Consider the following 4191-nt stretch of genomic DNA (forward strand, 5'->3'; position numbering starts at 1 on the left):
CTACTTTGTATTCCATGCTGAAAAACGACGCGCGGCTTATGCGTCTCAGAAACGCAATCGCTGAACTTCAAAGCGAGTCTTACAACAGAAACATGATTGGCTCATTCAATTACGTTTTCGGTGTCAGGCAACAGGCGATGATTCGCCGGGCAGAATACCTGCCAGCAGGTTGCCGGCGGTCTGACCCGATTCAAACCGCATGAGCACGATGCGAATGGCGGCGGTGATCGGGACGGCGAGGATCGCGCCAATCGGTCCCCAGAGGAGTGTCCAGAAGGAAAGAGCGAGCAGGACGGTCACTGGATGCAGTTCGAGACCTTCCCCCATGAGTTTGGGCTCAATCCCGTTACCGATCGCCATCTGGATGCCACCGGGAATTAAAATCACGCCGGCAATCGTCCAGGGACTGTCAGAGAATTGGGCGAACGCCACGGGAATCGGGAGCAGAGTTGCGATGATGGAACCGATTGAGGGAATGAAATTCAGCAGGAATGTCAGGATGCCGAAGACCAGCGCAAGTTCCAGGCCGAACAGCGACAGCGTGATGCCGACCAGGGTTCCTGTAATCAGTGAGAGAACGAGTTTAGTAGAAATGTAACTGCGAATTTTTTGCTCAATTTCCCGGTATGTAACATTTTTGACGACCGTATTCGGATTCCGCCCTGCCAACAGAAAGATCACGAAAATTGCGACGAAGAACGAGGTTGTCGTGAAGTTGAGCGCACTCTGCATGGTGCTGATGGCAATCGCTTTCAGAGAATTTCGCATGTACTCGATGGTTTCCCTTTGCAGAACGTTCAGATCGATGCCCATTTTTTGAAACCAGCCTGTTTCCGGTTTTTCTGCTTCCACCGGTTGAGAATCATCAACGGGTTCAGAAGCCCCGACAGGATGAGACCTATCGACGGAAGCGACGTCGACTTCAGGAGTATCCTGATCCGTCTCTGTCTGATCTTCCTCATCGGTTTCCGTGTGAGGACCACCAACATCCTTGAGGGGGTCGAAGACGGAACTGATAAAGATGCCCAGTTTTTCGCTGTATTGCGTTTCTGCTTTGGCGATGACCTGCTGCGTGGAATAAATCAGAGTCAGGCAGAGCAGGAATCCGACGGAGAGGACGAGCAGCAGCGTCACCGAAATCGCGACGATTTGAGGCAGCCTCCATTTGAGGACGAGCAGGTCGACCAGCGGGGTCACAATCGTCGCGATAAAAATGGCAATCACAAACGGAATCAGCACGGCCTGGGTAATATAAAAAACAAATGCCAGTGCAATGATCGAGAGCAACATTAAACAGCCTGTAATCACCTTGGCCTGTTCGTCCGAGGGTTTCAGAGAAGTTGACATGCAGAGTGCCCTTTGCGGATTGATGCTGCTGAAGTACGAAACGGTTCGCGCGCCCGGGTGAATTGCGTACCGGAAAACACGCCGCTGATTTCAGGACGTGTATGCGCACGATACTGAGAAAAGTGAAAGATGCAAAGAGAAAAACCGTGATTAACGGCTGATTTGTTGCATGTATTTGAGAAATTGCTGATCCAGACGGCTGAGATCATTGCCGAATACGGATTCGAAGTCCTTGAGTCGTTCTTCAGGTGTCGACCAGATAAGCGGTTTTTTGACAGCGATCAGACGCAGATATTCTTCATACTGTTTGCGTTTGGTTTTAATCAGAAAGTACGAGAATGCCCAGGCTTCCGCATATGTATCGAGCACCTGTTCCGGGTCCTGGAATCGTTGATCGGTCATGATCAGTGTCTGCAATGAGTCGGCGGGGCGGCGTGAGCGGGCGTAGTCCTGAAACTGTTTCAGTCGCCAGGGATTCGGTTTGCCGACTGTCCGCCAGCCGGTTTTACTGCGCAGATCGGGCGTTTCAAAATAGGTGGCCATGCCTTCCGTAAGCCAGAGCGGATTATCGGCGAAGCGGGTATGCAGGCCGGCGTTAAAGGCAATCTGATGCGTGCATTCATGAATGATGGTGGCGACGTTGAAAGGCGACTTGCTTAATTTTTTCAGAATATCCGCATCGGTAAACGCCGGCGGTTCATTGGGAGCGGCCGTCAAATCGTAGAGCACCATCCGGTTGGACTGAGTGGAATAAAAGCCATGCACGGCGGCGTTGTCTTTTCCCAGAATCTGGCTGGCGTATTGTTCAAAGTTCGCACGGTCTTTAAAGATGACGGCAATCAAAGGGACTTGTGGATCATGCAGCGGGAGTTCTTTACTGTCCCAGTGATTGTGGAGCACAGTATACAATCGCTCGAACAGATAACTGCACCACTTCGTATAGCGTTTGCCGGCCTGACTGCAGATGGTGAAATGTTTGGTTTGTGTGATGGTAAAATCGGAACCGAATTCGGCGGTGAGCTGCTGTTCGAGTTCTGTCAGGTCGAGAGGAGTAAAACTCTGGTCGAGCTGCCGTTTTTGTTTGAGCTGATCCGGAGTCGCCGTCAATAAGCGTCCATCGCGGGTTAACATCACGACGCCGCCGTCCCGGGCTTCAACGATCTGGGCAGCCTGGATCGTCTGTTCCTTCTGCTGTTCGTTGAGAAACGTAAACTCAAACAGGCGTTGATCCGAATTCTCTGCGACAGCTTGTTTTGCAGGCTCTTGAGAATAAAGCAGGCCAACGTGAGGAGCGCAGTTGAACGAAACGAAGACCAGCGTAACGAGCAGATGAGTTCTCACGATTTGCAGCAAGGACTTTGTTTTCGAGTCTCTCCACACCATATCAGACTTTCTGCGCAGACGGGTACCGGGTACTACCAGAATAGGGGGGAGAGACGCTGAAGTCGACCCCTATTTTTTAGCCAGTTTGTCTTTTCCTTCAGAATCGGTGATCGTCAGATAAAGTACGTTTGATGCATAGTTGGTCGTAATCGAAAACGTGATTCCCACACGGGCCATCGCGGCGAACGGAAACCGTTTGATGGGAGTCGCTTTTTTGGACGCTTCGATGATCAAGGTTCCTTCGAGCGTATCGCCGGCCAGCCGGGTTTTACTTTTGCTGGAGAGCGTGACTTCCGGGGGAAGCTGTTCGCCGAATTTCGAAGTGAAGTACATAAACGAGGTCGCAAGCGTGACCGGATCTTTATAGACTTCGCTGCGTTTGATTTTGACTTTGATCTCCGCAGACTCGCCGGGCTTTAAGACGATTTCACTGGGAGTGGCCGTCACTTCCAGCAGGTCGAGCGGCTTAGTGACGCCGACAATGGAGGTGTTGATCGGCCAGCGTGCCTGTCCGCCGCCCCCTGATTGAATTTCGCAAGTGATGCGACCATAGCGAACGATTTCCCGTTCTTTCCCGTCGGAGCCGGGGATTTTCGCTTTGCCGGAAATTTTCACCAGCGACGCATTGATAGGCGCGTCTTTCGAGGCTTTGAGAATCAGGCCGCAGTCATTGACGCCGGGAGGCAGCGTCACGGGTTCGAAGGTCACCCCTTTGGGGAGCCCTTCAATGTTCAGTTCAATCGGGCCGTTAAATTCATTCAAACGTTTGACTTTGGCGAACCACAGCATATTGGTTCCCGGTGCAATTTGTGCGTAGTAATATTCGCCGTGTACTTCGAATTCCGGACCGCTCAGCTCAGCAGACAGATGATAGGCAAACCGCTCGCCCCCCCGGTCATGCAGATCGCGGACAGTAACAAAATATTCCCCATCGGCGGGCGCCTTAAAATAGAATTGCGAGTCTTTGGTCTGGAGACTGTCGTCGGCTTCTGAATTCGCTCCCCCGTCCACATAGATGCGTTGGGCTGTTCCTTTCGCATCTTGCACTTCCATGACACAGTCCAGAGGGAGATCAATGCGGCTCGACATCAGTTGGAAAAAGTAATACTGATCTTTTTTCGTTTTGAAAGAGTAGTAGTGCGTCTGTTCCGCTTCAGTGAGCTGGGCGCTGACTCCGACGGGCAGTGTCAGCGGAAAGGCGGTTTTGGCTGAGATGTTCGTGCCGGGGGCGGTGACCTGGGGGTCATCGCTGATCAGCGTCCAGACGGCATTCGTCTCGCCGGCCGGTGTTTTGAATGTACGTTGTGCCCAGCCGGTCTCTTTGGCATCGGCGGCAGAGAGGCTGGCTTTCTGATTCCCCTTCAAGGCAAATCCCCGCAGTTCGACTTCAGCGGTTTTGCCTTTCTGAACGGCTAAAGGAAACGCGTGATACACAAACGGAGTATCACTGATTTCGATGCA

At 52.1% G+C, this 4191-nt stretch carries 3 protein-coding genes; all 3 read right to left on the reverse strand.

What is annotated here, in order from left to right:
• Positions 1–123: 123 nt before the first annotated feature.
• Entirely contained in the window at positions 124–1347 is a 1224-nt protein-coding gene (locus tag Q0294_RS00285; RefSeq protein ID WP_299459434.1) for an AI-2E family transporter, read from the reverse strand.
• A gap of 150 nt (positions 1348–1497) precedes the next feature.
• Complete coding sequence (locus Q0294_RS00290) at positions 1498–2730, reverse strand: DUF1570 domain-containing protein (protein ID WP_299459436.1); 1233 nt, start codon at positions 2728–2730, stop codon at positions 1498–1500.
• A 69-nt stretch (positions 2731–2799) separates the two neighbouring features.
• The coding region (locus Q0294_RS00295; protein ID WP_299459438.1) for a hypothetical protein at positions 2800–4191 on the reverse strand (1392 nt) is incomplete at its 5' end.

Source organism: uncultured Gimesia sp., assembly GCF_937919775.1.
GTDB lineage: Bacteria > Planctomycetota > Planctomycetia > Planctomycetales > Planctomycetaceae > Gimesia.

Excerpts from the sequence above, each read along its gene's own strand:
- Q0294_RS00285 (WP_299459434.1), bottom strand. The coding sequence starts at position 1,347 with ATGTCAACTTCTCTGAAACCCTCGGACGAACAGGCCAAGGTGATTACA.
- Q0294_RS00290 (WP_299459436.1), bottom strand. The coding sequence starts at position 2,730 with ATGGTGTGGAGAGACTCGAAAACAAAGTCCTTGCTGCAAATCGTGAGA.